We start from the raw sequence: 20,352 nt of genomic DNA, 5'->3' as shown, positions 1-20,352 counted from the left end.
GTACTTATTCACCAGACGGTTTCGTACTCGACGCTCGTCGCGACGGTCGGGGGAGCGCCGTTCGCCGCGACGACGACGACGCGCTCGCCCTCGTCGGCGGGGACGGACACGTCGACGTCGCCGCCGTCGCGGCTGACCGTCCGCTGGCGGGTCTTCACGACTACTTCCTCGCCGGTCGTGGCACCGGTGACGCGAGCGCAGTCGCCGGCGCGTTCGATCGTCACGTCGAGGTCGGGGCCGTCGTCGGGGCCGGACTCGCCGTAGCGGTCCGCGACGACGGCGGGCGTCTCGACCGGGTCGCCGGCGTCGACGCTCCACGCGAGGCGGACGAACTGGGCGTTTGTCCACAACAGCGGCGTCGCGCTGGAGGTCCCCTCGCCGAACTCCCAGCCGAAGTCGTTCTCGCCGGGCCTGTCCCACACCTGCTCGGGGAGCATCCGTCCTGCGTTGGCGAACTCCGAGAGCGTCTCCAGCAGGCGCTCCGGGTCGAAGTCCGGGTCGTCCAGCCGGAGTTCGTACTCGCCGCGCTCGCCGGTGAAGAACGGCCAGAGCCGGCCCTGCCCGGTCATGTCGGGCTGCCAGGGCGCGCCGGGCTGGGTCCGCTTCTCGCCGTAGCCGTCCCCGGTGTAGCGGTACCACGCCGGGCCGTGGGGCGTCTCGACCATGACGTCGGCGTCGTACTCCGCGACGGTGTTGCGGACCGCCTCGTGGTCGGCCGGCAGGACCCCCAGCCGGACGAGCTCGAGGAAGCCGCCGTCGAGGACGTTGCGCTCGTCGAGGGTGCCGCCGCCGTTGTTGTGGGTGCGCAGCGCCCCGGCGTCCGGGTCGCCGTCGTCGGTGATCCGGACGAAGTACGGGGTGTTCCTGTGCCGCTCCGTCCCCGTCTCCGTGGCGTGCCAGTCGACGAGCCGCCGGACCCAGTGGTCGGCCATCCCGAGGTAGGCGATCGCGTCGGCGTCCTCCCTCGCGTCGACGGCCAGGTGGGCGGCGCAGACCAGCCCCGCGATCTCCGCGGCCGTCGTGGCGGGCGAGTAGCCGGCCTCCTCCTCCCAGCGCTCCTGCTCGGTCCGGGGCCCGTTCGCCGTCACGTAGTCGGCGGACTTCTCGACGTCCTCGTAGTCGTACCCGGCCGCCGCGAGGTCGTAGCCGTGGCGGGCCGCCAGCTGGTGGGCCATCACCAGCGGGAACGCGATCTCGTCCATCTGTTCCCCGCCCCAGCGGGTGCGGCCGTCGAGGTAGGTGTTCTGCGGGACGAAGCCGTCCTCGCGCTGCTGGTACTCGAAGAGGTACTCCGTCGCGTCGACGGCGCTCTCGGCGTCCCCGGCCGCCTCGAACGCCGTGAACGTCTGATAGAGGTCGCGCGACCAGACGAAGTTGTAGCCGTAGTCGCTCGGCTCGGTGGCGTCGACGGCGTCGCCCCACGGGACGGACGGACTGGCGACGCCGGCCCCGGGGAACCGCTTGGAGTCGGCGGCCTTCAGCACCATCGCCGCGGTCCGGTACTGGGCCAGCAGGTCCGGGTCGTCGGCGACGCTGTCGGGAACCGCGATCCCGTCCAGGTACGACTGCCACGACTCGACGTAGCCCGACTTCGCGTCCTCGAAGGAGTCGGCTAGCGCCGCCTCCGCGGTCCGCAGCGCCGCCTCGTCGTCCCCGTCGTCGTCGAACCCGATCGCCAGCGTCGCGTCGTCGCTCGCCAGTCGACCCGCGAGGACGACGTCGCCCCGCGCCTCCGTCCGGCGACGGTCGGATGCGCCGTTCTCTCGGAGCGCCGTCTCGACGTCGCCGCCGCGGACGTCCGCCGTCGTCCAGTCGAACCCGCCGGCGCTCGCGACGCCCAGCGCCGCGGCGACGGCGTCGCCGGACTCGGTCGCGAACGCCGGATCGAGGTCCGCCGGCGGGTCGTAGCGGGCCAGCAGCGCGTCCTCGCGGGCGTGAGCGACGTCGTGGTCGAGGTGCCCGGCGAGCGCGGGGTCGACGACGGCATAGCAGTCGTACCCATCGCCCTCGAAGGTCACGTCCAGCAGGAGCGCGTCCTCGTCGGGACGCGCGGCGTGCTCGACGGTCAGTTCCCAGTCGCGGTCGTCGGACGGGCGGGCGCGCTGGCGGAAGCAGAGCGCGTCGTCGCGCGTCGCCGTGCACTCCCGCTCGACGCGCGTCGGCAGGTCCCGGCGCTCCCGGAGCGTGCGGACGGCGTATCCGCCGTCGTCCGCGACGACGAAGTCCACCGTCCGGACGCTCATCACGTCGATTCGGGGGAACCGCGCCTCGGTGACGGCGCCATCGGTCAGCGTGAACCAGACGCGGGACGGGTCCGCGTCGCCGTGGTCGCAGGCGGTACCGAACCCGTACTTCTCGCCGACGGTCCACGTCGGCCGGGACGACGCAGTCGACGCCTCGCTGCGAGTCATACCGGTGGGTGTGCGATCAGTCCCTTAACTGTTTCTGAAGTCGTAAGGAACGATTACTTCATACTTCATCCAGACGGTGGCGACCGATCGATCACCGGCACACGCGGCGCTGGTCGCGGGCGCTGTCGGAACTGCGGCGGCAGAGAGAACAGCGGCGAGATTCCCGGTCCGCTACGGAATCAGCTCTCGTCGGCGTACTCCAGCGTGACCTCGCGCGCCTCGTAGTCCTCCGTGAAGGCGCCGAAACCGCCCACGCTGATCCGCTCGCCGTCGCGGTCGAGGACGAACGAGTGCTCGGAGGCGAAGCCGCTGGACGTCGGTTCGACGAGCCCCTGCGTCGTGTCGACGACCCGGCCGGAGACGGTCTCGAAGTCGGCGTCGTCCGACGTCACGTACTCGCTGCCCTGCGCGGGCCTGACCTCGGCCGTGGCCTCGATGGCCACGTCGTCGCGGAGGTAGACCGTGGCCGCGTGGACGGCGTTGCGGAAGCTGCCGAACGTCCGGGGCAGCGCCGGCGGGTTGCGGACGTAGATCTCCTCGGCCAGCGCCCAGTAGTTGCCCAGGAAGGACGTGACCAGCACGGGGACGAGCTGCTCCTGGGTGAAGGCGATCGATCGGTTGTCTGTGTTCGATCGGAGCACCATCTCGAGCGGGGCGAACAGGCCGAGCTCGTTGTCGACCGTCAGCAGGACCGGCATCGCCTGCTCGCTGACCCTGACGACGCTGGCGATGCCCTCCAGTTCCTCGGTGTCGACGGGACCGTCCGCGTCGACGGTGTTGACGATGAGGAGCCCGAGCACGTCGCGGTCGGCGGCGGCGCGCAGTTCGTCCTCGATCTCGTCGAGCTGGGACTGGGGAATCGTCAGCGCCAGCTCCTGCTCGGCCTCGGCGAGGTACTCCCTGATGCGCTTGAGCACCGTGACCCGGGACTTGATGACCTCGAACTCCTGCGAGGACGTGTCCGAGCGCGTGAACCGGTCGGCCAGCGCCGGCCCGAGCGTCTCGAGCTGACTGGTCATCCGCGAGATGGTCTCCTCGGGCGGCCGCGCCTCGATGGTCGTGGGGACGACGTGGTCGTTCACGTCGACGAACCCCCGGTCCTCCAGGTCCTCGCTGAGGCTGTAGACGTAGCGCTTCGAGACGCCGGTCTCGTCGGCGATGGTGCTCGCCTTCGCCTCCCCGTTGTCGAGGATCGCGAGGTAGGTGTCGATCTCCTTCTCCGAGAGTCCGAACTGCTCCAGCTGTTCGACGATCTCCTGCTCGCTGAGCGTGTCTGATGACATGTGCGTGCTCCAATCCGGCTGTTATCCGTTGCCCGCCTTTCGCGTCCCACCGTCTTAAACGTGATATTTCGTCACTCGTTCCCGGCCGGTCGTTCTCCCGGACGTCGCGCCGTCTCTGTCGACCGATCGGCCGCGCTGGTCCGCAGAGTCGCCCTGCTGTGCTCGCCGCGGCCCGGGCTATGATTAATCTAGGATGAAAATATACCTCGTAGTTTCGAGATTTTTGTAAACACGTAAGTACCAGCACCACGACGCGCCGCCATGCACCATCCTGGTCCACCGCGGTTCGTCGCGGTCGGGGAGGACGTCGAACTCGCGCCGCGTGATCCGGAGCCCGGCGCGTCCTACCAGTGGCGCCTCGCCGACGCGCCCGAGGCCAGCGGCGTCGAACTGGGCGACAGCCCGGTCGAGCACCTCGTGCCCGACGAACCAGGCGTCTATCGGGTCGAACTCGACGCTCCCGACGGGACGCACGTCCAGCGCGTCAGGGCGTTCCCCGACGTCCGGAGCACCGCGCGGTTCGAGGTCGACGCCGAGCAGCTACCGGAGCACGACCCCTCGGAGGTGAACGTGGTCGGTCCGTGGAACGAGTGGGTCGTCGGCGACGACCGGCCCGACCGTCGCGGCGATGCGTACGTCTTCGAGCGCCCGCTCCCGCCGGGCGAGCACGACGCCGTCTTCCTCGTCGGCGAGGACTTCGAGAACGGCGTCCGGAAGCAGGTGACCGTCGACGGTCCCCGCCGGCCGCGGGTCCGACTCGACGCCCGCGTCGACGGCTCCGGGACCGACGCCGAGGTCGCGTTCACGGCCGATCCGCGACCCGCGCCCAGTAGCGACGCGACGCCGGCCGACCTCGACGTGGAGTTCTACGTCGACGACCGGGACGACGACCTCCCGCTCGACGTCGACGGCCGCGAGGCCCGCTGCTCGCTCGCCGACGTCGACGGGACCGTGCGGGTCCACGCCGTGGCCGCCGGCGAGCGCCACAGCGTCGCCGACGCGGTGGCAATCGGCGAGGACGGGACGGTCGAGCGGCTGAACGAGCCGCCGGAGTGGATCGAGGGCGCGACGATGTACGAGATCTTCGTCCGGTCGTTCGCCGGCGACGCCAGGACGACCTTCGACCGGCTGGCCGACCGCGTCCCCTACCTCGACGACCTGGGCGTCGACGTCGTCTGGCTGACGCCCGTTCTGGAGGCGCTCAGCCCAGTCCTCGGCGACGAGACCCCCGGCGGGCCACATGGGTACGATATCATCGACTACTTCTCGACCGCGCCGGATCTGGGCACCCGCGAGGAGTTCGAGGCCTTCGTCGAGGCCTGCCACGACGCGGGCATCCGGGTCGTCTTCGACCTGGTGATCAACCACACCTCGGCCGACCACCCGTTCCACCAGCTGAGCGCGGCCGGCGTCGAACCCTACCGGGACTGGTACGAGTGGGTCGACGCCGACGAGGCCGTCGTCCCGGAGGACGTCCGCGAGGACCACGCCGGCGAGGTGGAGGCCGTGCCGCGCCACTACTTCAACTGGTGGTCGCTCCCGAACCTGAACTACGACGCGCTCGGCGTCCGCGACCACGTCCTCGACGTCGTCTCGGAGTGGGCCGCGGTCGTCGACGGGTTCCGCTGCGACGTCGCCTGGGGCGTCCCCCACGGCGTCTGGAAGGAGGTCCGCGACCGCGTCCGCGAGGTCGACGAGGAGTTCTTCCTGCTCGACGAGACGGTGCCGCGGGACCCCGATTTCGGCGAGTGCGAGTTCGACGCCCACTACGACACGACGCTGTACCACGCGCTCCGCGACGTGGGCAACGGCGACGCGCCGGCGAGCGAGGTGCTGGACGCCGTCCGCGCCCGCGAGCGCGAGGGCTTCCCGCCGGACTCCGTCCAGATGCGCTACGTCGAGAACCACGACGAGGACCGGTACCTCGACGAGTGCGGCCGCGACGCGCTGCGGGCGGCCGCCGCGGCGACGTTCACCCTGCCCGGGCTGCCGATGATCTACTACGGGCAGGAGTCGGGGATGACGGAGTACCGCGGCCAGATGAACTGGACGAACGGGGACGGGGAACTCAGGCGGTTCCACCGGCGGCTGGTGGCGACCCGTGATGCGACGTCGGCGCTCGTCGACGGGTCGGTTTCGCCAGTGGACGTCACGGTCGAGGAGGGCGCTGCCGACCGCGTCGTCGCGTACGCCCGGGAGTCGGACGAGGACCGCGCGGTCGTCGTCCTCCACTTCGGGGCCGACGAGGCGACCGTCAGGCTCCCCGATCACACCGCCGGGACGGACCTGCTCACCGGAGCGGACGTCGCCGACGCGGGCGACGGCGAGACGGCGGTGACCGTCGACGCCGCGGTCGTAGTGCGCTCGACGGCGAGCGAGTGACCGGCGGTCGCGGCCGGAGGAGACCGACTAGACGTAGTAGTTCTCCCGCTCGACGACCTCCGCGAAGGCGACGTTCTGCTGGACGTCGGTCACCTCGATGGTGACGCGTTCGCCCTGCTCCGTGTCGGGGACGATGATGACGAAGCCGCGCTCGACGCGGGCGATGCCGTCGCCCTGCTCGCCGATGTCCTCGATGTCGACGGTGCGCTGTTCGCCCTCCTCGACGGGCGGCCGGGGTTCGGTCCGGGGTTCGGGGTCGGACCGGGACTCCGACCGATCCCGCGACGCACCCTCGGGCGCCGTGTCGTTCGAGTCCGTGGCGAAGAGTGCGACGCGGTGGACGGCACCGGGTTCCACGTCGCCCGTGTGCACCTCCCGTTTGGGGATTTCGATGCGATACGAGTCCGCCTGTTCGCTGACTTCCGCGCTGAAGACACACAGTAGTTCGTCTGGTAGCTCCATATACAGATCCTCGTAGGTCTCACTCGGGGAACAGGCCCTTCAATCTGCCCGTCTGCGACGGCGATCTCGCGAGTCTCACTCGAGGCCGCCGCGAGGGCGAGAGTGCGTCTCACTCGGGGCCGCCGCGACGGGGAGAGCGCGTCTCCGAGGACCCGCCTCGGACCGCGGTTCGACCGCGGTCCGGACCGCAGTCACTCGATGGTCTGCAGCCTGATCTCGACGCGACTGCCGTCCCCGTCGCCGCCCGGGAGGCGGAACTCGCCGCAGGAGTTCTCGACGATCCACTTGACCAGCCACAGTCCCAGTCCGCTCCCGTGATCGAGGCGTGACTCCCCGCCGGACTTCAGCGCCCGCCGGTCGTTCTCGGGGATCGACGGCCCGGGGTTCTCGACCGCAACCGCCACGTAGTTGTCGGTCACCGCCGAGACGGTCACGTCGACGGTGACCGGCTCGCCGTCCTGGTGGACGATAGCGTTCGTGAGGAGTTCCGTGACGGCCGTCGCCAGGTGCGCGTCCGCCAGGACCGCCCGCTGCGTCGATCCCGACAGTGCGATCTCTGCGTCGGGGTGGTCGATCGCGACGTTCGAGAGGGCCTCATCCAGGACGGCTTCGAGGGGGCGGACCTCGAGGGTCGCGTTCGACAGCGTCCGCTCGACGTGGCGGGCCTTGTCCGCTCTGTCGGCCATGCGTTCGGCGATCCGGACCGCGTTGGAGACGTGCGCTCGCGTCTCGGGGTCGAGGTCGTCGTCGTCCAGCGCGAGTTCGAGTCGCCCCAGTACCGCGTTGAGGTCGTTCGCGATGTTGTGCCGGAGCACCCGGTTGATGACGGAGAACCGCTCCCTCCCGCGTTCGATCCGGCGGCGGTGGTGCGCGAGATCGCGCATCTGCTGGAGCATGAACTCCGCCTCCGATCCGGTGTCGGTGGACCCGGACTCCGCCGCAGCGGGGACGTAGTACGGGTTCTCGCAGAGCGTCCCCCGATAGAGCACGTAGGGGTGCGTCCGGATCGCCTTCGCGACGGCCGCCTCGTCGAACCGGTCGAGGCTGTACTGGCAGAGCGTGGAGACGGCCACGTCGCTGGACCACTCGTCGAACGAGCGCTCGAACTCGAGGACCGAATCGAACGACGCCTCCGTCCGGAAGCTCCAGGTGTTCTCCCCGGCCGCGCAGAACCCCTCGTACTCGGCGTCGAGGCTCCGCTCGTACGCGGTTTCCAGCCGGTCGATCAGCCGGTCGGGATCGAACTCGTCCTCGAGGTAGACGTCGGCCGCCGCCCGGATCTCCAGGTCGCCGGCGGCGATGCGATCGGCCACGTCGACGCCGGCGTCGCGAAACGCCGCCCTGACGTCGGCGATCGCGTTCTCGTCGGCCAGATACAGACACCGGTACCCGCTCCCGAGCGCGCGCTGGACGAACGCCGCCGCGGTGAGGAGCTGCAGCTCCCGGGAGTCGTAGAAGAGCGCGAAGTGCCCGTCGACGTCGGTCCCGGCGAACTCCGAACGGAGGTCACACAGCCGCTCGTCGCGAACCACTTGCGGATCGGACGGTGGTCCGTCATCGCTACTCCGTTCCCGGTTAGCCATAGAGTGAGACGGCACTACGCCCACATGAGGATTTGGATGCCCGACTCGCGGGGAGAAAGCGGCCGCAAGCGGCGAGAGGAGCGCTACGCCCGCCGTGCAGCGACGGACCGGGCCGTCGCCGCGACCGTCAGGAACACCGTCGGGAGCAGGAAGTACCACCCGATGCTGAAGGCGCCGACGACGGTGACGACGGCGCCGACGACGACGGCCGCCCAGGTGACGAAGCGGTGGCCGGCCCACGCGCCGTAACTGCCGGCGGCGACGAGCACGAGCAACACGAGCGACCAGGAGAACAGCACCGACGCGTTCCCCCCGCTGCCCGCCCCGAGGAGCGCGTCGATCCCGGACTCGCACTCGCGGGTGACCGTCGTCGTCGTGGTCGTCACGGTACCGTTAGCGCTCTCGGCACCGCTGGACGCGACGCTCGTCGAACAGGAGACCGGTCCGAAGGCACCCAGCAGGGAGAGCACGTGGTACCCGCCGACCAGACCGGCGAGGACGGCGGCGACACGAGCGAGACGGTCGAGAGCGCGTTCGGCGTCGGCCATAGCAGCGCGTACGGACAGCCGCCGCTTTACGATACTCGCTGGCAGCCGTGACAGGCCCTGTCCGATCTGCCGGGGTCCCGGAGCAGCGGGAATCCCGGAATCGCTCCGCCGAGCAGCAGGTCAGTCGTCGCCGCCGGCGAACGCACGGGACAGCGACGGAACGCCGGTCAGCGCCAGCCAGCCCGTCGCGAGCCCGAACGCGAGCACGCCAGCAGCGCCGACCGGACTCGCGACCAGTTCGCGGAGAACGGCCCCGTCCGCGGCCGCGTAGGCGACAACGATACCGGCCGAACCGTTGAACACGCCGTGGATCAGCGCCGCCGCGATCACCGACTCCGCGCGGACGACGAGATACGTGTACACCGGCGAGAACGACACGCAGGCGACCGTCATGGCGGCGACCCCGATCACCGGGAAGGACGGGTAGTTGTAGCCCGCGACGATCACCGGCGCGTGCCAGAGACCCCACAGCGTTCCGATGGCGAGCGACGCCTTCCAGAATCCCCACGGGGCCAGCTCCCAGAGGAGGTAGCCACGCCATCCGAACTCCTCGCCGAAGGCGAAGACCGCGTTCACCGTGGCACCGAGTCCGAGCGCGAGACCGAGCGTCGCGAGCACGCCGGCGAGACCCGCCGGTAGTTCGATCCCCGGGACCGGATCGACGGTCGGATCGAACCCGACGCCGGGGACGGCCACCGCTATCAGGAGCGTCAGTCCGACGAGCGGCAGCGCACCGATCGCGGCGACGGCGAGCCACCGAACCCGCCCGGCTCGGAGTCCGACCGCCGACAGCGGAACGTCGTCCCGGAGACAGACGGCGAGCCCCGCGAGCAACGGGGAGAACATGTACGCCGGCGCGAGCGCGATCGGGCTGGTCGCAGTGAGGCGGGAGACGACGTGGAGGGCGACTGCAGCGGCGACCAGAATACCGACGAAGAGGACGAGACGGCTGCGGTCGGGGCTTGCCATTCTCTATCGCTATCCAGACGATCCCCATAAAGATACGGAGCGTGTGGGACTCGCGAGTGAGACAGTCGCGGATCGGACGACCCGGCGGCCGGTGTGAGTGGGATTTTTCTCACCGGTCCGAATACTCCAGTGTATGCCCGCCGACGACGCCGTTCAGTTCCTCGCGGGTTCGTCGGACCGCCTGGCGCTGCTCACCAGCCTCGCCGACGGGCCGGCGTCGCCGAGCGAGCTCGCGTCGGAGCGCTCCCTCTCGCGTCGGAGCGTCCAGCGGAACCTCGCCGCGTTCGTCGACCGCGGCTGGGCGGAGACCGACGGCGGGACCTACGACCTGACGGTGACCGGCGCGCTCGTCGCCGAGAAACACGCCGCATACGTCGCCGACCTCGAACGCGTCGACGAGTTCGCCCCGTTCTTCCGGCACCTCCCCGACCGCGACCACACGCCGGACCCCGCCTGGCTCGCCGACGCCGAACTGACGGTCTCGACCAGCGAGGACCCGCAGGCACCCGTCCACCGATACGTCACTCGCGTCGAGGGGCTCGACACCGGCCGGATCCAAATGCTATCGCCGGTACTGAGCCGGCTCTTCCACGATGCACACGCCTCGCTGGCGATCGAGGGGGTACACACCGACCTGGTCATGCCGGCGGCGATGGTCGAGCGCGCCCGGGAGCGGAATCCCATCGAGTTCAAGGGCGTCGTCGCGGTCGACGTCCTCACGCTCTACCGGCACCCGGAGCCGTTCAGCGTCGGACTCACGCTGGCTGACGACCGGCTGTTGATGGCCGCCTACGACGACGAGAAGCAGTTGCAGGCGCTCGTCGAATCGGCGAATCCGGCGTTCCACGCGTGGGCGTCGGCGCTGTTCGACCGATATCAGGAGTCGGCGGAGCGGGTCAGGCGGTGACAGCGACCCGTCGCTGATCGGTCCATCGCGACCTCGCGTCCAGAGCGACGCAGACGCGTTCGGGCCAGTCGCCGGGCCGACAGTCGGCATCCTTAAGCGGCCGATACGGCGACGTAGCGTATGGCCCTCTCCCGCAGAGACGCCCTCCGAATCGCCGGGACGACGGCCCTCGCGTCGGTCGCCGGCTGTTCGTCGCCCGGGCTCTTCGAGGCCGATCAGGCGACACGGGAGTACAGCCTCTCCGTGGATCGGATGTCAGGAACCCCCGTCGATCGGGCGCTGTACGAACCGGGCGACGATCAGCTGTTCGGCGAGCCGGCACGCGAGGCGATCGCGGCGGTCGTGCCCGACGGCCGGCACACGACGTACGGATACGAGTCAGTCCGCGCCGACGCCTACGTCGAGCACGATGAGCGGTACTACCAGACGAAGCACGTCGTGACCGGACGGAAGAAGATAGAGCGTACCCTCGTCCGCGTCGATCCCGTTCCGGAGGACGCCGTCTCCGACGACGCGCCGCTGATAGAATCGTTCGAACGGCCGACCGCTCGCGTGCTGAAGATACTCCACTCCGACACGCAGTCCGGCGGCGAGGGGAGCAGCGCCGAGCTACTCCGCGGAGACGCCTACGTCCTGCGCCGACCGGCGGAGCGATCGAGCGCGCTCGCCGCCGGCGATCTGGACGGGCGGATAGCGACGATGACCGAGAGCGGGACCTGGGCGTACCGGATCGAGGTGGCGACCGAGGAGATCGTCGAGACGGCACACACCGCCCTGGCCGTCGAAGTGGCCGACTCGCGCGCGCAGTTCCGGGAGGTCGTGTTCGGTTCGCGCGTCGACGCCGAAATCGATCCCGACGAACTCGCGCCGGACGCACGGGAGATACTCCAGCAGGCCGTCCGCCGCGAGTCCTATCGGGAGACGGCACCGGTCTCGGACGCGTTCGAGGCGCTCCTAGACGCGCTCGGACTGGAAGACGTCGAGACTGGCGTCAACGGGAAGTGGCTCTGGTACGACGGGGAGTTCCACCGCTACGCGCTGTACGTCACCGACGCCTGAGACGGTATCGTCTCAGGTGCCTCGCGCCAGTACCCGAACGATCCCTCCTGGAGCATCCGTGTCGGAGACGGGACGGGGCGCTACTCCCCAGTTGACGTTGAGACTACGTACACGTCGACGAGCTCCCCGGGTACCCGTCGAGCGCGTCAGTGCGTTTACTGTCTACTGGAGCCGGGCTCCCGAAACCGGCGTCCGACGACCTGCCGGACCGTGCCGAACGGAGTATGCCGCGACTACTGTTGTCACTGCTCGGAAACGATGGTGGGGATTTTTTACTACGAAGACAAAATGTTCGCCTACCGGGGCGTCCCGGTGACCCCCTCACCGATCGCGTTGCGAGGTGCGGCGAGCGGATCGGCCTCGCTCTCTCCCCGTTTTCCGGGTTCGTCGTCTACCAGCGGCGCCCGTCGGCGACAGCACGGCTCGACGCGACCTCGCGCGGCGCGTCCGCTACTCCGACCGCGGGAGGGTGAACCTGAACGTCGAGCCCTCGCCGGGTTCGGACTCGACCCAGATCTCGCCGCTGTGGCGCTCGACGATGCGGCGACTCAGCGCCAACCCGATCCCGGTACCGGCGTGGTCGTCCTGGCTGTGGAGGCGCTGGAACACCTGAAAGACGCGGTCGGAGTCGTCGGGGTCGATCCCGATCCCCTCGTCGCTGACCGAGACGATCCACTCGTCGCCCCTCTCCGCGGCGTCGACCTTGATCCGGGGCGGCTCGTCGCCGCTGTACTCCATGGCGTTGTCCAGCAGGTTCTGGAACACCTGCCGGAGCTGGTCAGGGTCTCCCTCGACCGTGGGTAGCGGCTCGGTGGTGATCTCGGCGTCGCTCTCGGCGGTCTTCATCTGGAGGTCGTCGCGGACCTCAGCGAGCACGTCGTCGAGGTCGACGGGCTCGAACGGGTCACCGCGCGTCTCCACGCGGGAGTACTCTAACAGCCCCTCGATCATGCCGCGCATGCGTTCGGCGCCGTCGACGGCGAACTCGATGAACTCCCGGCCGTCCTCGTCGAGTTCGTCGGCGTAGCGCGACTCGATCAGCTGGAGGTAGCTGGAGACCATCCTGAGGGGTTCCTGCAGGTCGTGGGAGGCCGCGTACGCGAACTGTTCGAGCCGCTCGTTCGACTCCTCGAGCTTGCGTTGGTACTCGTGGCGCTCGGTGACGTCCCGGATCACGAGCATGCCCGCGAACACCTCGTCGTCGACGTCCCTGACCGGGAGCGTGTCCCCGTGCAGGCGCCGATCGTGAACTTCGGCCTCGAACGAACTCGATTCGCCGTCGAGCGCGGATCGGAAGTGCGGTTCCAGTTCCTCGACGAGGTCGGACGAGTGGAGCTCGGTGAAGCTGTGCCCGATTCGATCCTCCGGATCGAAGTCGAGGCTGTCGAAGAGCTGGCCGCCGACGGCCGTGTATCGCAGGTCGTCGTCGAACAGGCCGACGGCTCCGTTCGGGAAGTTCTCGACGAGCGTCCGGTAGCGGCGCTCGGACTCTTCGAGCTGCTGCTGGGCTTCCACGCGCTCGGTGACGTCGCTCAGGGTGATGACGCCGCGGGTCACCTCGCCGTCCTCGCCTCGGATCGGCATGCCCTCGGCCTCGACGATCCGGCGGTCGCCGTCGACGGCCTCGATCTCGAGGACGTCCGGGTCAGTCACCTCCTCGCCGTCGACCACCCGGGCCATCGTCATCTCCTCGGGATCGACGGGCTCGCCCAAATCGGCCCACTGCACCGGGTACCGCTCGTACTCTTCGACGGACTCGGCGTCGAACACGTCGCCACCCCAGATCTCGTGTGCGGTGTCGTTCGCCTCGACGATCCGGCCGTCGGACTCCGCGACGACGACGCCGGCGGGGAGGACCTCGAAGAGGGTCTCCAGTTGCTCCTTGTTCCGCTGGAGCTCCAGTTCGGCGCGTTTGCGCTCGGTGATGTCGGTGAGCGCGCCCGGGAACCTGACCGGCTCGCCGTCGTCGTCGCACTCGACGTGGCCGCGGGCGACGACCCATCGGAGGTCGTCGTCGGCGTCCCACACGCGATACTCCTCCTCGTACTCGCCGCCGGTCTCGACGACCGCTTCGATGGCCGTCTCGACCCGGTCGCGGTCGCCCTCGTGGATGGCCTCGATGAACTGACCGAGCGGAACGCCCTCGTGGGCGTCGTCGGGATCGATGCCGAACGTCCGGGCGAAGGACCCGCCGACGACCATCTCGTCCTCGGGAATGCGCCACTCCCAGGTCCCGACGGCGCCGGCCTCCGTCGCCGCCTCTAGCTGGGACTTGGCCTCCTCGAGCATGCGCTCGTACTCCCGGCGCTCCGTGACGTCGCGGGCGACGGCGAGAATGTACTCCTGGTCCAGTTCGACGTAGGCGGTGTTGACCTCCACTGGATAGGTAGAGCCGTCCTTTCGCCGATGGGTCCCCTCGAAGGTGAGCCGCTTCTCGGTACGCAACTCGTCGACGAACGACTGCCACGCCTCCTGATCGGGGAGATCCATCTCGACGTCGGGGACCGTGAGGTCGAGCAGTTCCGACCGCGCGTAGCCGCGCCGCTCGCAGGCGGTGTCGTTCGCGTCGAGGTACTGCCCGGTCTCCGGATCGACCACAAGCACGCTGTCGTTCGAGTGGTCCAGCAGGGTCCGGAACAGTTCGAGTTCGCGCTCGCGCTCCTTCCGTTCGGTGACGTCCCGGTCGGAAACGATAATCGAGACGACCTCGCCATCCTCGTTCGTGACCGGCCGGAAGTAGCCGCTGATGGTGTACGGTTCGCCGTCGGGGTCGGTGAGATCGATTTCGAAGTCGACGTACTCGCCGTCGGCGGCCCGCTCGACCCACTCCCTGACGTCGTCCTGTATCTCGGCCTCCGTACCCCACCACGGCGTCTGCCAGAACGGCTCGCCGCGGACGTCGTCGAGGTCGGCGTCGATGTACTCCATGGCCGTCTCGTTGATGTCCAGCACCGTCCCGTCCGGCGCGACCAGCCCCACGAGGATGTTCGGGTCCTCGAAGACCGCCTCGTACCGGCGCTCCTTCCGCTGGAGTGCCCGCTCGCGTTCGCGGAGTTCCCGTTCGGCCTGTTTCCGGTCGGAGACGTCGCTCACGACGCCGATCGACCCCTGGAACGCCCCCTCCTCGACGAGCAGGTGGAGTTCCAGTTCGCAGCGGATCGCCTCGTCGTCGGCCGTCCGAACCGTGAAATCGAGCGGTTCGTCGCCGGCCTCGTCGCCCGAGAGCCGGTCGCGGATCTCCCCCTCGATGCGGCCGGCGTCCTCGTCGGCGAGCACGAACGACGCATGCTCGCCGAGGAGGTCCTCCCGGGCGTAGCCAGTCAACTCGACGACGGTGTCGTTGACCGCGACGAACCGGCCCTCGGCGTCGAGCTGATAGATGCCGTCGTCGACGACGTTGACGAGCGTTCGGAATCGATCGAGCGCTCGCCCCCCGTCGACGTCGGCCCAGAATCCACCGGCAGCTTCCGCCCGGTCGCTCATACACTCTGAGAGGGCGTCGAGCCAGTTAAGAAGCCTGCACGGAACCGCCGTCCGCAGCGCACGTCCAGCGTCGAACCGCCAGCGTCGCTGGCGGGCCCGGCTCACAGCAGCGGACCGCGCCGAAATTTTATGCGATAGCTCCGCAATCGGTTGGCTATGGCTGACTCGAACCCGACGCTGGTGTTTCCGGCCGAACGGACCGTCGAACTGCAGGACCGCGAGCGACCGGACCCGGCCGACGACGAGGTCCTGATCGAGACAGACACGACGATGGTCTCGACCGGGACCGAGATCACGGTGTTGTCGGGCGACTATCCCCCGGAGTCGTTCTGGGACGACTACGGCGAGTACCCCTTCGTGACCGGCTACACGAACGTCGGCACCGTCGTCGAGGCGGGCGCCGACGCCGAACTGGACGAGGGGACGCGCGTCGCCTCGTGGACCCCGCACGCGGCCTCCGTGACTGCCGCAGCGGACGAGTGCATCCCCGTCCCGGACGACGTCAGCGACGCTGAAGCGGTGCCGTTCGCCATCGCACAAATCGTCGCCAACGGACTGCGCCGCGGCCGGGTGGACTGGGGAGAAACGGTCGTCGTCTACGGACTCGGCATCCTCGGCCAGCTCGCCGTCCGCCTCGCGCACCTGGCCGGCGTCGAGCGGGTGATCGGCGTCGACCGCTCCGAGAACCGCCTCTCGTACCTGCCGAGCGAGCCCGGTATCACCGGCGTCGACGCGGTCGACACCGATCCCGCCGAGGCCGTCGCTGACCTGACCGACGGGGCGATGGCCGACGTCGTCGTGGAGGTGACCGGCAACCCCGACGCCATCCCCGACGAGTTCGACGTCCTCCGCGACCAGGGCCGGATGGTCCTGCTGTCCAGCCCCCACGGCGAGACGACGCTGGACTTCCACGACTACGTCAACGCCCCCAGCTACGAGATCATCGGCGCCCACCAGACGTCCCACCCCGAGTACGCCACGCCGGCCGATCCCTGGACGAAGGAACGGCACGCCGACCTGTTCTTCACGTACCAGCGACAGGGACGGCTCGACGTCGACCCGCTGTACTCGCACGTCCGCGACTACGAGGACGCGCCCGAGCTGTATCGGGAGCTGCTGGAGGACAGGACGCGGGCGATGGGCGTCAGGCTCGAGTGGTGAGCCGGACGGATCGAGCGAGTCAGTCCGGGGTATACGGATCCGTCGCCGTGTCGAGTCGGTAGACGTCGTCGGCCGCGTCGAAGTCGTCGTCGAACGCGTAGAGGTAGCCGAGTCCCTCGGTCTGCATGTACGCGACGATGCAGGCGTCGACGAACGAGAGCGGTTCGTGCCGTCTGAACAGGGCCTTCCCCGTTGCAAGTGCGTCGGTCGTGAGGGAGTCGACGTGGAAGCGTGCGTTTTCCTCGATCCGGTCGAAGAGGTCGACGGACGCGTCGTGACCCGCATGCGTTGTGAGACCGTTTAGCGTTTCCGCGAGCACGTAATCGATGACGACCGCTTCCGGGAGTGATCCGTCGTCGATACCGTGGAGGATCGGAAGTGCATCGGCGTGTGCGCTGTCTCGCTGGTAGGCCGCTGCGAACAGGACCGACGTGTCGACGAGCGCGCGTGGCATCTACTCGGAGTCGACGCCCCACGCGTCGTGCTCGGTCGTTACATCTGTGTCGTCCTCGCCCTCGTAGCCCTCGAAACCGGCGAAGGTCCCTGTTTGCTGTCGAACGACCTCAACACGGACGCTTCCGTCGTCCTCGAGGTACCAACGGAGCTGGTCGCCGTCGCCGATCTCGAGTTCACGCCGAATCCGGGCGGGGATGTTCGCCTGGTTCCCCGAAACCTTGCTTTCCGCGTCGACGGGATCACTGCTCATGCCCGAGGTAAAGGGATAGACGCTGAAAAATATAGTGTGCCGCTACACTACGTCCGGTCGGATGGACAGAGCGGCGGGGCCCGACAGGTCACGTCCGACGACAGAGACCGCAGAGCCGACGGACGGGACGTCGCGCACGCCGCCGAGTACTGGCGGGCCACTCCGGAGTTGAGTCGTCCGATCAGCGGCCGGAGTTGCCCGACCCGGTGTTCCCGTTTCCGTTCCCGCCATCGCTGCCGCCCTGTCCCTCGCCCCGCTCGTCGCCGGCGACGACCTCGAACGGGCGCATCATCCCCTGCTCCTCGTGTTCGAGGACGTGGCAGTGCCAGGGGTACGTGCCGGTGAAGTCGCCGAACTCCGTGACGACGCGGACCGTCTCGCCCGGGTCGACGCGAACGACGTCCTTCGGGCCGCGCTCGTTCGGCGCGGGGGCGGCCGTCCCGTCCTCGCCGCGGCCGATCACCCTGAAGTCGATCAGGTGCATGTGGATGGGGTGGGAGTGATCCGTCCCGTTCTCGAACTCCCAGATCTCCGTCGCGCCGCGCCTGGGCTTCGCGTGGTCGCCCCCGTCGTGGAAGGTCTTGCCGTTCAGGAGGTGCGTGGGCAGGTCGTCTCGCATCGCCATGTCGAGGGTCATGTGGCGCGTCTGCTCCGCGGCGTCCTCGTTGTAGTCGGAGGTGGCCGGGAGCGAGAGCTCCGACGGGGGCGTGCTGTCGTCGGTCACCTCGCCGTCCGGATCGGTGACCCGGATCTGCACGAGCTCCGAGAGCTCCGGTCCGTCGCCGCCGTGTCCGTCGCCGTGGCCGCCCGAGAAGGGGAACTCGGCGTCGTTCGTGACGGTGAACGTCTCGCCGGCGTACTCGGAGAAGTCGACGACGACTTCGGCCCGCTCGAACGGGGCCAGCGTCAGCGACTCGAGGTCGCCGCCGTGTCCGATGGGGACGACGTCTTCGAGGTATCCCTGGTCGGGGGCGAACTGGTACATGGCGGGGGCGTCGTGGCCGTCGTCGTTCGACAGCGAGAGGGCGAACGTGCGGCCGTTGGACTGGTTGACCAGCCGGAACCGGTAGCGCCTCGGCTCGACCTCGAAGTACGGCCAGACGGCGCCGTTGACGAAGGCGGTGTCGCCCGCGAAGTTCGCGACGAACTCGTCCGGGTAGTGCAGCGAGCCGTCCGGCTCGAAGGTCCTGTCCTCGAGCATGACGGGGACGTCGTACTCACCGGAGGGGAGCCCCAGCTGGTCCTCGCGCTCGCTCTCGATGACGTAGAAGCCGTGGAGCCCGGCGTAGTTGTTGAGGCGGCTGATGCCGAGCGTGTGGTCGTGGTACGTCCCGGTCATCCGCGGCTGGCGGTTCGGGAGGTCGTGGACGTCCGTGACGAATCGCGGTCCGGTGACCCCGTCCGGCGACGTCCACGCCTCGGCCTGGCCGTCGCTCTCCGGTTCGACGTTCAGCCCGTGCTGGTGGATCACCGTCCGGACGTCGGGTACGGGACCGTCGTGGTCGTCGTAGTCGTCCGGCGAGGTGCCCTTGATGCGGTCGTCTACCTCGAAGAGGTGGTCCGCCGGGAGGCCGCTGTTGTCGAAGCGGAGCTTGATCCGCTCGTTGCGGCGTGCCCTGATAACAGGGCCGGGGACGGACCCCTCGAATCCCCAGAGCGTCGTCGGCGGGAGGTCGGGGTGGACCTGCTGCTCGAACTCCTCGATCGCCACGTCGTAGTAGTCGGCGCCCTCGCGCCTGCCGTCGGGTTCGCGTACCTCCGGTACGGGCATCGGCTGGACGAACTTCTCGAGGTCCGGCGACGACGTCGACGCCCCCGCAGCCTGCGGCACGAATCCGGCGAGCCCGAGCGCCGCCCCGGTCCGGAGCAGTCGTCTCCGGGAGAGATCACGGTCCACCATTTACCTGTGTTCACTTACGTACCACATTGTAAACCTTCGTAATGGCTCATCTGACAACAAGACGGATGTGTAAATACGATTACCACTTATCCCGCGGTACGAAATCCACACGGACGCCCGTCGAAAGGCGGCGAACCACACAGGCCGCTGTGGAATCCCCGGACGACAGGGACGGAAACTGCAGATAACACACTTCAAATATATTTAGAAGACAACACTTATCCCCGTCAAGGGACATCGTTTACATATGGTAAGCCGACCCTCGAAGACGACCCAGTCGGAGTCTGACGCGGACGGAGAGCGGCGGGACGAACTCTTCGACGTCCTGTCCAGTTCGAGGCGTCGGTCGATACTGCGCTCGCTCCAGACCGCCGAAACGCCGATCTCGGTGGCGGCGCTGGCGACGGAACTCGCTCCCGGCGAGTCCAGCGGATCGAGGGACGACGATTCGACCGGCGAAGAGACGGCGATCAGGGCGTCACTCGTGCACACGCACCTGCCGAAGATGGCGCAGACAGGATTCGTCAGATACGACGACTCCGGTCGGACGGTGGCGCTCGCGGACCGGACCGAGGAGGTCCGGACGCACCTGCAGACGCCGGCCGCCAGCGGGGGTGACTGATCGTGCAATCCATCGCCAAACTGGCCGGGACAGTCGGGCGGCGGTTTCTGGGCAGCGGCGACAGCGACGCCGCGGGGGCCGACTCCGAGTCGATGGGAACCGCCGAGCCGCGGTCGTCCCTGTTTCGCTGTCCGGACTGCGCGACGGTCTACATCGCGACGGACAAGGCCACCTGCGCGACCTGCGAGACGTCCGTCGATCGGATCCCGGCGACGCTGACCGAGTCAGCGTAGCCGCGTTCACCCCGACCACAGCGTCTCGATCCGCCTCCCGATCCGGGGACGGAGACGGACTCCTCCCCGCCGAACGTCACGGCCTCGGTCGTCCCCGATATCACACTGGCGCCGGAGTCGCGGAGCCCGACCGTGACCCGGTCGAAGGTGACCGGCTCAGCGCCGTACCGGTTCATGAGCCGGAGGCGAACGCCCGATCCGCCGACGCTCGTGTTGGCGAACTTCCAGGTCGTCTGGTCCGCCATCGAGAACGGGTCCTCCGGGGCAGGCGGCGTGGGAGCGGCACTCCAGGTCCCGACGAAGTGCTCGCTGGGACCGACTGTCGTCTGGTGGTCCCCGGATTCGTCCGAGCCGTTCGCCGACGCCGTACCGGCTCCGATGTAACTCACGCCCGCGGCCGCTCCGATTCCCTTGACGAAACCCCTCCTATCTATCATGAATGTTCTCCAGAACGTCAAATTCACCAACCCTTATAGCTAATGGCCAGTGTGAACGAGGCAAACCCAGTCCGAGGTCGCGATCGCGCCCGGGCCGACAGAGACGAACATCCAGGAAACGACGGCGGGCGGTTCGGATCCCCGGTCGACGGCGGGCAGGCGGCCGACTAGTGGATGGACGGTGCCTGCCCGTGGTTCTCACCGGG

At 68.9% G+C, this 20,352-nt stretch carries 16 protein-coding genes; 5 read left to right on the top strand and 11 right to left on the bottom strand.

The annotated features are described in order from the left end of the window. Positions 1-8 precede the first annotated feature (8 nt). Positions 9-2,411, bottom strand: a complete 2,403-nt coding sequence (locus LCY71_RS19250; RefSeq protein WP_225336513.1) for a glycoside hydrolase family 15 protein — start codon at positions 2,409-2,411, stop codon at positions 9-11. A 179-nt stretch (positions 2,412-2,590) separates the two neighbouring features. Further along, positions 2,591-3,694, bottom strand: a complete 1,104-nt coding sequence (locus LCY71_RS19245) for a TrmB family transcriptional regulator sugar-binding domain-containing protein (protein WP_225336512.1) — start codon at positions 3,692-3,694, stop codon at positions 2,591-2,593. Positions 3,695-3,955: 261 nt separating this feature from the next. Between LCY71_RS19245 and LCY71_RS19240 the strand changes: the two genes are divergently transcribed. Further along, on the top strand, positions 3,956-6,076 hold the full coding sequence (locus LCY71_RS19240) for an alpha-amylase family glycosyl hydrolase (protein ID WP_225336511.1): 2,121 nt from the start codon (positions 3,956-3,958) through the stop codon (positions 6,074-6,076). A 27-nt stretch (positions 6,077-6,103) separates the two neighbouring features. Here LCY71_RS19240 and LCY71_RS19235 read toward each other — a convergent pair whose 3' ends face one another. The 4 genes from LCY71_RS19235 to LCY71_RS19220 all read right to left on the bottom strand — a co-directional run bounded on the left by LCY71_RS19235 (position 6,104) and on the right by LCY71_RS19220 (position 9,638). Continuing rightward, positions 6,104-6,538 carry a TRAM domain-containing protein gene (locus tag LCY71_RS19235; protein ID WP_225336510.1) on the bottom strand — a complete coding sequence of 145 codons (435 nt, stop codon included), beginning with the start codon at positions 6,536-6,538 and terminating at the stop codon, positions 6,104-6,106. Positions 6,539-6,729: 191 nt separating this feature from the next. After that, positions 6,730-8,121: an MEDS domain-containing protein gene (locus LCY71_RS19230; protein ID WP_225336509.1), complete on the bottom strand. Its 1,392-nt coding sequence runs from the start codon at positions 8,119-8,121 to the stop codon at positions 6,730-6,732. Positions 8,122-8,204: 83 nt separating this feature from the next. Beyond that, positions 8,205-8,669 (bottom strand): hypothetical protein, encoded by a 465-nt coding sequence (locus LCY71_RS19225; protein ID WP_225336508.1) that lies wholly within the window; start codon positions 8,667-8,669, stop codon positions 8,205-8,207. 120 nt (positions 8,670-8,789) lie between these two features. Beyond that, the gene (locus LCY71_RS19220; protein WP_225336507.1) at positions 8,790-9,638 is read right to left on the bottom strand and encodes a CPBP family intramembrane glutamic endopeptidase; all 849 of its coding nucleotides are present in this window, start codon (positions 9,636-9,638) and stop codon (positions 8,790-8,792) included. Positions 9,639-9,771: 133 nt separating this feature from the next. On the opposite strand from LCY71_RS19220, the gene LCY71_RS19215 reads away from it, so the two are divergent. After that, entirely contained in the window at positions 9,772-10,545 is a 774-nt protein-coding gene (locus tag LCY71_RS19215; protein ID WP_225336506.1) for a helix-turn-helix transcriptional regulator, read from the top strand. A 120-nt stretch (positions 10,546-10,665) separates the two neighbouring features. Next, positions 10,666-11,604 (top strand): hypothetical protein, encoded by a 939-nt coding sequence (locus LCY71_RS19210; RefSeq protein WP_225336505.1) that lies wholly within the window; start codon positions 10,666-10,668, stop codon positions 11,602-11,604. A 450-nt stretch (positions 11,605-12,054) separates the two neighbouring features. Here LCY71_RS19210 and LCY71_RS19205 read toward each other — a convergent pair whose 3' ends face one another. Next, a complete protein-coding gene (locus LCY71_RS19205) occupies positions 12,055-15,087 on the bottom strand; it encodes a PAS domain-containing sensor histidine kinase (protein WP_225336504.1) in 3,033 nt (1,010 codons plus the stop codon). A gap of 156 nt (positions 15,088-15,243) precedes the next feature. Between LCY71_RS19205 and LCY71_RS19200 the strand changes: the two genes are divergently transcribed. Next, the gene (locus LCY71_RS19200) at positions 15,244-16,248 is read left to right on the top strand and encodes a zinc-dependent alcohol dehydrogenase (protein WP_225336503.1); all 1,005 of its coding nucleotides are present in this window, start codon (positions 15,244-15,246) and stop codon (positions 16,246-16,248) included. A gap of 19 nt (positions 16,249-16,267) precedes the next feature. On the opposite strand, the gene LCY71_RS19195 is transcribed toward LCY71_RS19200, so the two are convergent. The 3 genes from LCY71_RS19195 to LCY71_RS19185 all read right to left on the bottom strand — a co-directional run bounded on the left by LCY71_RS19195 (position 16,268) and on the right by LCY71_RS19185 (position 18,854). Beyond that, positions 16,268-16,702: a PIN domain-containing protein gene (locus LCY71_RS19195; RefSeq protein ID WP_225336502.1), complete on the bottom strand. Its 435-nt coding sequence runs from the start codon at positions 16,700-16,702 to the stop codon at positions 16,268-16,270. Continuing rightward, positions 16,703-16,954 carry an AbrB/MazE/SpoVT family DNA-binding domain-containing protein gene (locus LCY71_RS19190; RefSeq protein ID WP_225336501.1) on the bottom strand — a complete coding sequence of 84 codons (252 nt, stop codon included), beginning with the start codon at positions 16,952-16,954 and terminating at the stop codon, positions 16,703-16,705. A 181-nt stretch (positions 16,955-17,135) separates the two neighbouring features. After that, positions 17,136-18,854 carry a multicopper oxidase family protein gene (locus tag LCY71_RS19185; protein ID WP_225336500.1) on the bottom strand — a complete coding sequence of 573 codons (1,719 nt, stop codon included), beginning with the start codon at positions 18,852-18,854 and terminating at the stop codon, positions 17,136-17,138. 247 nt (positions 18,855-19,101) lie between these two features. Here LCY71_RS19185 and LCY71_RS19180 point away from each other — a divergent pair, with 247 nt between their 5' ends. Further along, entirely contained in the window at positions 19,102-19,476 is a 375-nt protein-coding gene (locus LCY71_RS19180) for a DUF7344 domain-containing protein (RefSeq protein ID WP_225336499.1), read from the top strand. A gap of 148 nt (positions 19,477-19,624) precedes the next feature. Here the strand turns inward: LCY71_RS19180 and LCY71_RS19175 are convergent, their stop codons facing one another. Further along, a complete protein-coding gene (locus tag LCY71_RS19175; RefSeq protein ID WP_225336498.1) occupies positions 19,625-20,098 on the bottom strand; it encodes a hypothetical protein in 474 nt (157 codons plus the stop codon). Positions 20,099-20,352: the final 254 nt, after the last annotated feature.

The organism is Halomicrobium urmianum (assembly GCF_020217425.1).
GTDB classification, from domain to species: Archaea; Halobacteriota; Halobacteria; order Halobacteriales; family Haloarculaceae; genus Halomicrobium; species Halomicrobium urmianum.
The sequence above is the reverse complement of the archived record's forward strand: the minus strand, read 5'-3'. Positions and strand labels throughout refer to the sequence as shown.

Bases quoted from the DNA above. Each gene is read 5' to 3' on its own strand.
- LCY71_RS19250 (WP_225336513.1), bottom strand. From the start codon at position 2,411: ATGACTCGCAGCGAGGCGTCGACTGCGTCGTCCCGGCCGACGTGGACC.
- LCY71_RS19245 (WP_225336512.1), bottom strand. From the start codon at position 3,694: ATGTCATCAGACACGCTCAGCGAGCAGGAGATCGTCGAACAGCTGGAG.
- LCY71_RS19240 (WP_225336511.1), top strand. From the start codon at position 3,956: ATGCACCATCCTGGTCCACCGCGGTTCGTCGCGGTCGGGGAGGACGTC.
- LCY71_RS19235 (WP_225336510.1), bottom strand. From the start codon at position 6,538: ATGGAGCTACCAGACGAACTACTGTGTGTCTTCAGCGCGGAAGTCAGC.
- LCY71_RS19230 (WP_225336509.1), bottom strand. From the start codon at position 8,121: ATGGCTAACCGGGAACGGAGTAGCGATGACGGACCACCGTCCGATCCG.
- LCY71_RS19225 (WP_225336508.1), bottom strand. From the start codon at position 8,669: ATGGCCGACGCCGAACGCGCTCTCGACCGTCTCGCTCGTGTCGCCGCC.
- LCY71_RS19220 (WP_225336507.1), bottom strand. From the start codon at position 9,638: ATGGCAAGCCCCGACCGCAGCCGTCTCGTCCTCTTCGTCGGTATTCTG.
- LCY71_RS19215 (WP_225336506.1), top strand. From the start codon at position 9,772: ATGCCCGCCGACGACGCCGTTCAGTTCCTCGCGGGTTCGTCGGACCGC.
- LCY71_RS19210 (WP_225336505.1), top strand. From the start codon at position 10,666: ATGGCCCTCTCCCGCAGAGACGCCCTCCGAATCGCCGGGACGACGGCC.
- LCY71_RS19205 (WP_225336504.1), bottom strand. From the start codon at position 15,087: ATGAGCGACCGGGCGGAAGCTGCCGGTGGATTCTGGGCCGACGTCGAC.
- LCY71_RS19200 (WP_225336503.1), top strand. From the start codon at position 15,244: ATGGCTGACTCGAACCCGACGCTGGTGTTTCCGGCCGAACGGACCGTC.
- LCY71_RS19195 (WP_225336502.1), bottom strand. From the start codon at position 16,702: ATGCCACGCGCGCTCGTCGACACGTCGGTCCTGTTCGCAGCGGCCTAC.
- LCY71_RS19190 (WP_225336501.1), bottom strand. From the start codon at position 16,954: ATGAGCAGTGATCCCGTCGACGCGGAAAGCAAGGTTTCGGGGAACCAG.
- LCY71_RS19185 (WP_225336500.1), bottom strand. From the start codon at position 18,854: ATGGTGGACCGTGATCTCTCCCGGAGACGACTGCTCCGGACCGGGGCG.
- LCY71_RS19180 (WP_225336499.1), top strand. From the start codon at position 19,102: ATGGTAAGCCGACCCTCGAAGACGACCCAGTCGGAGTCTGACGCGGAC.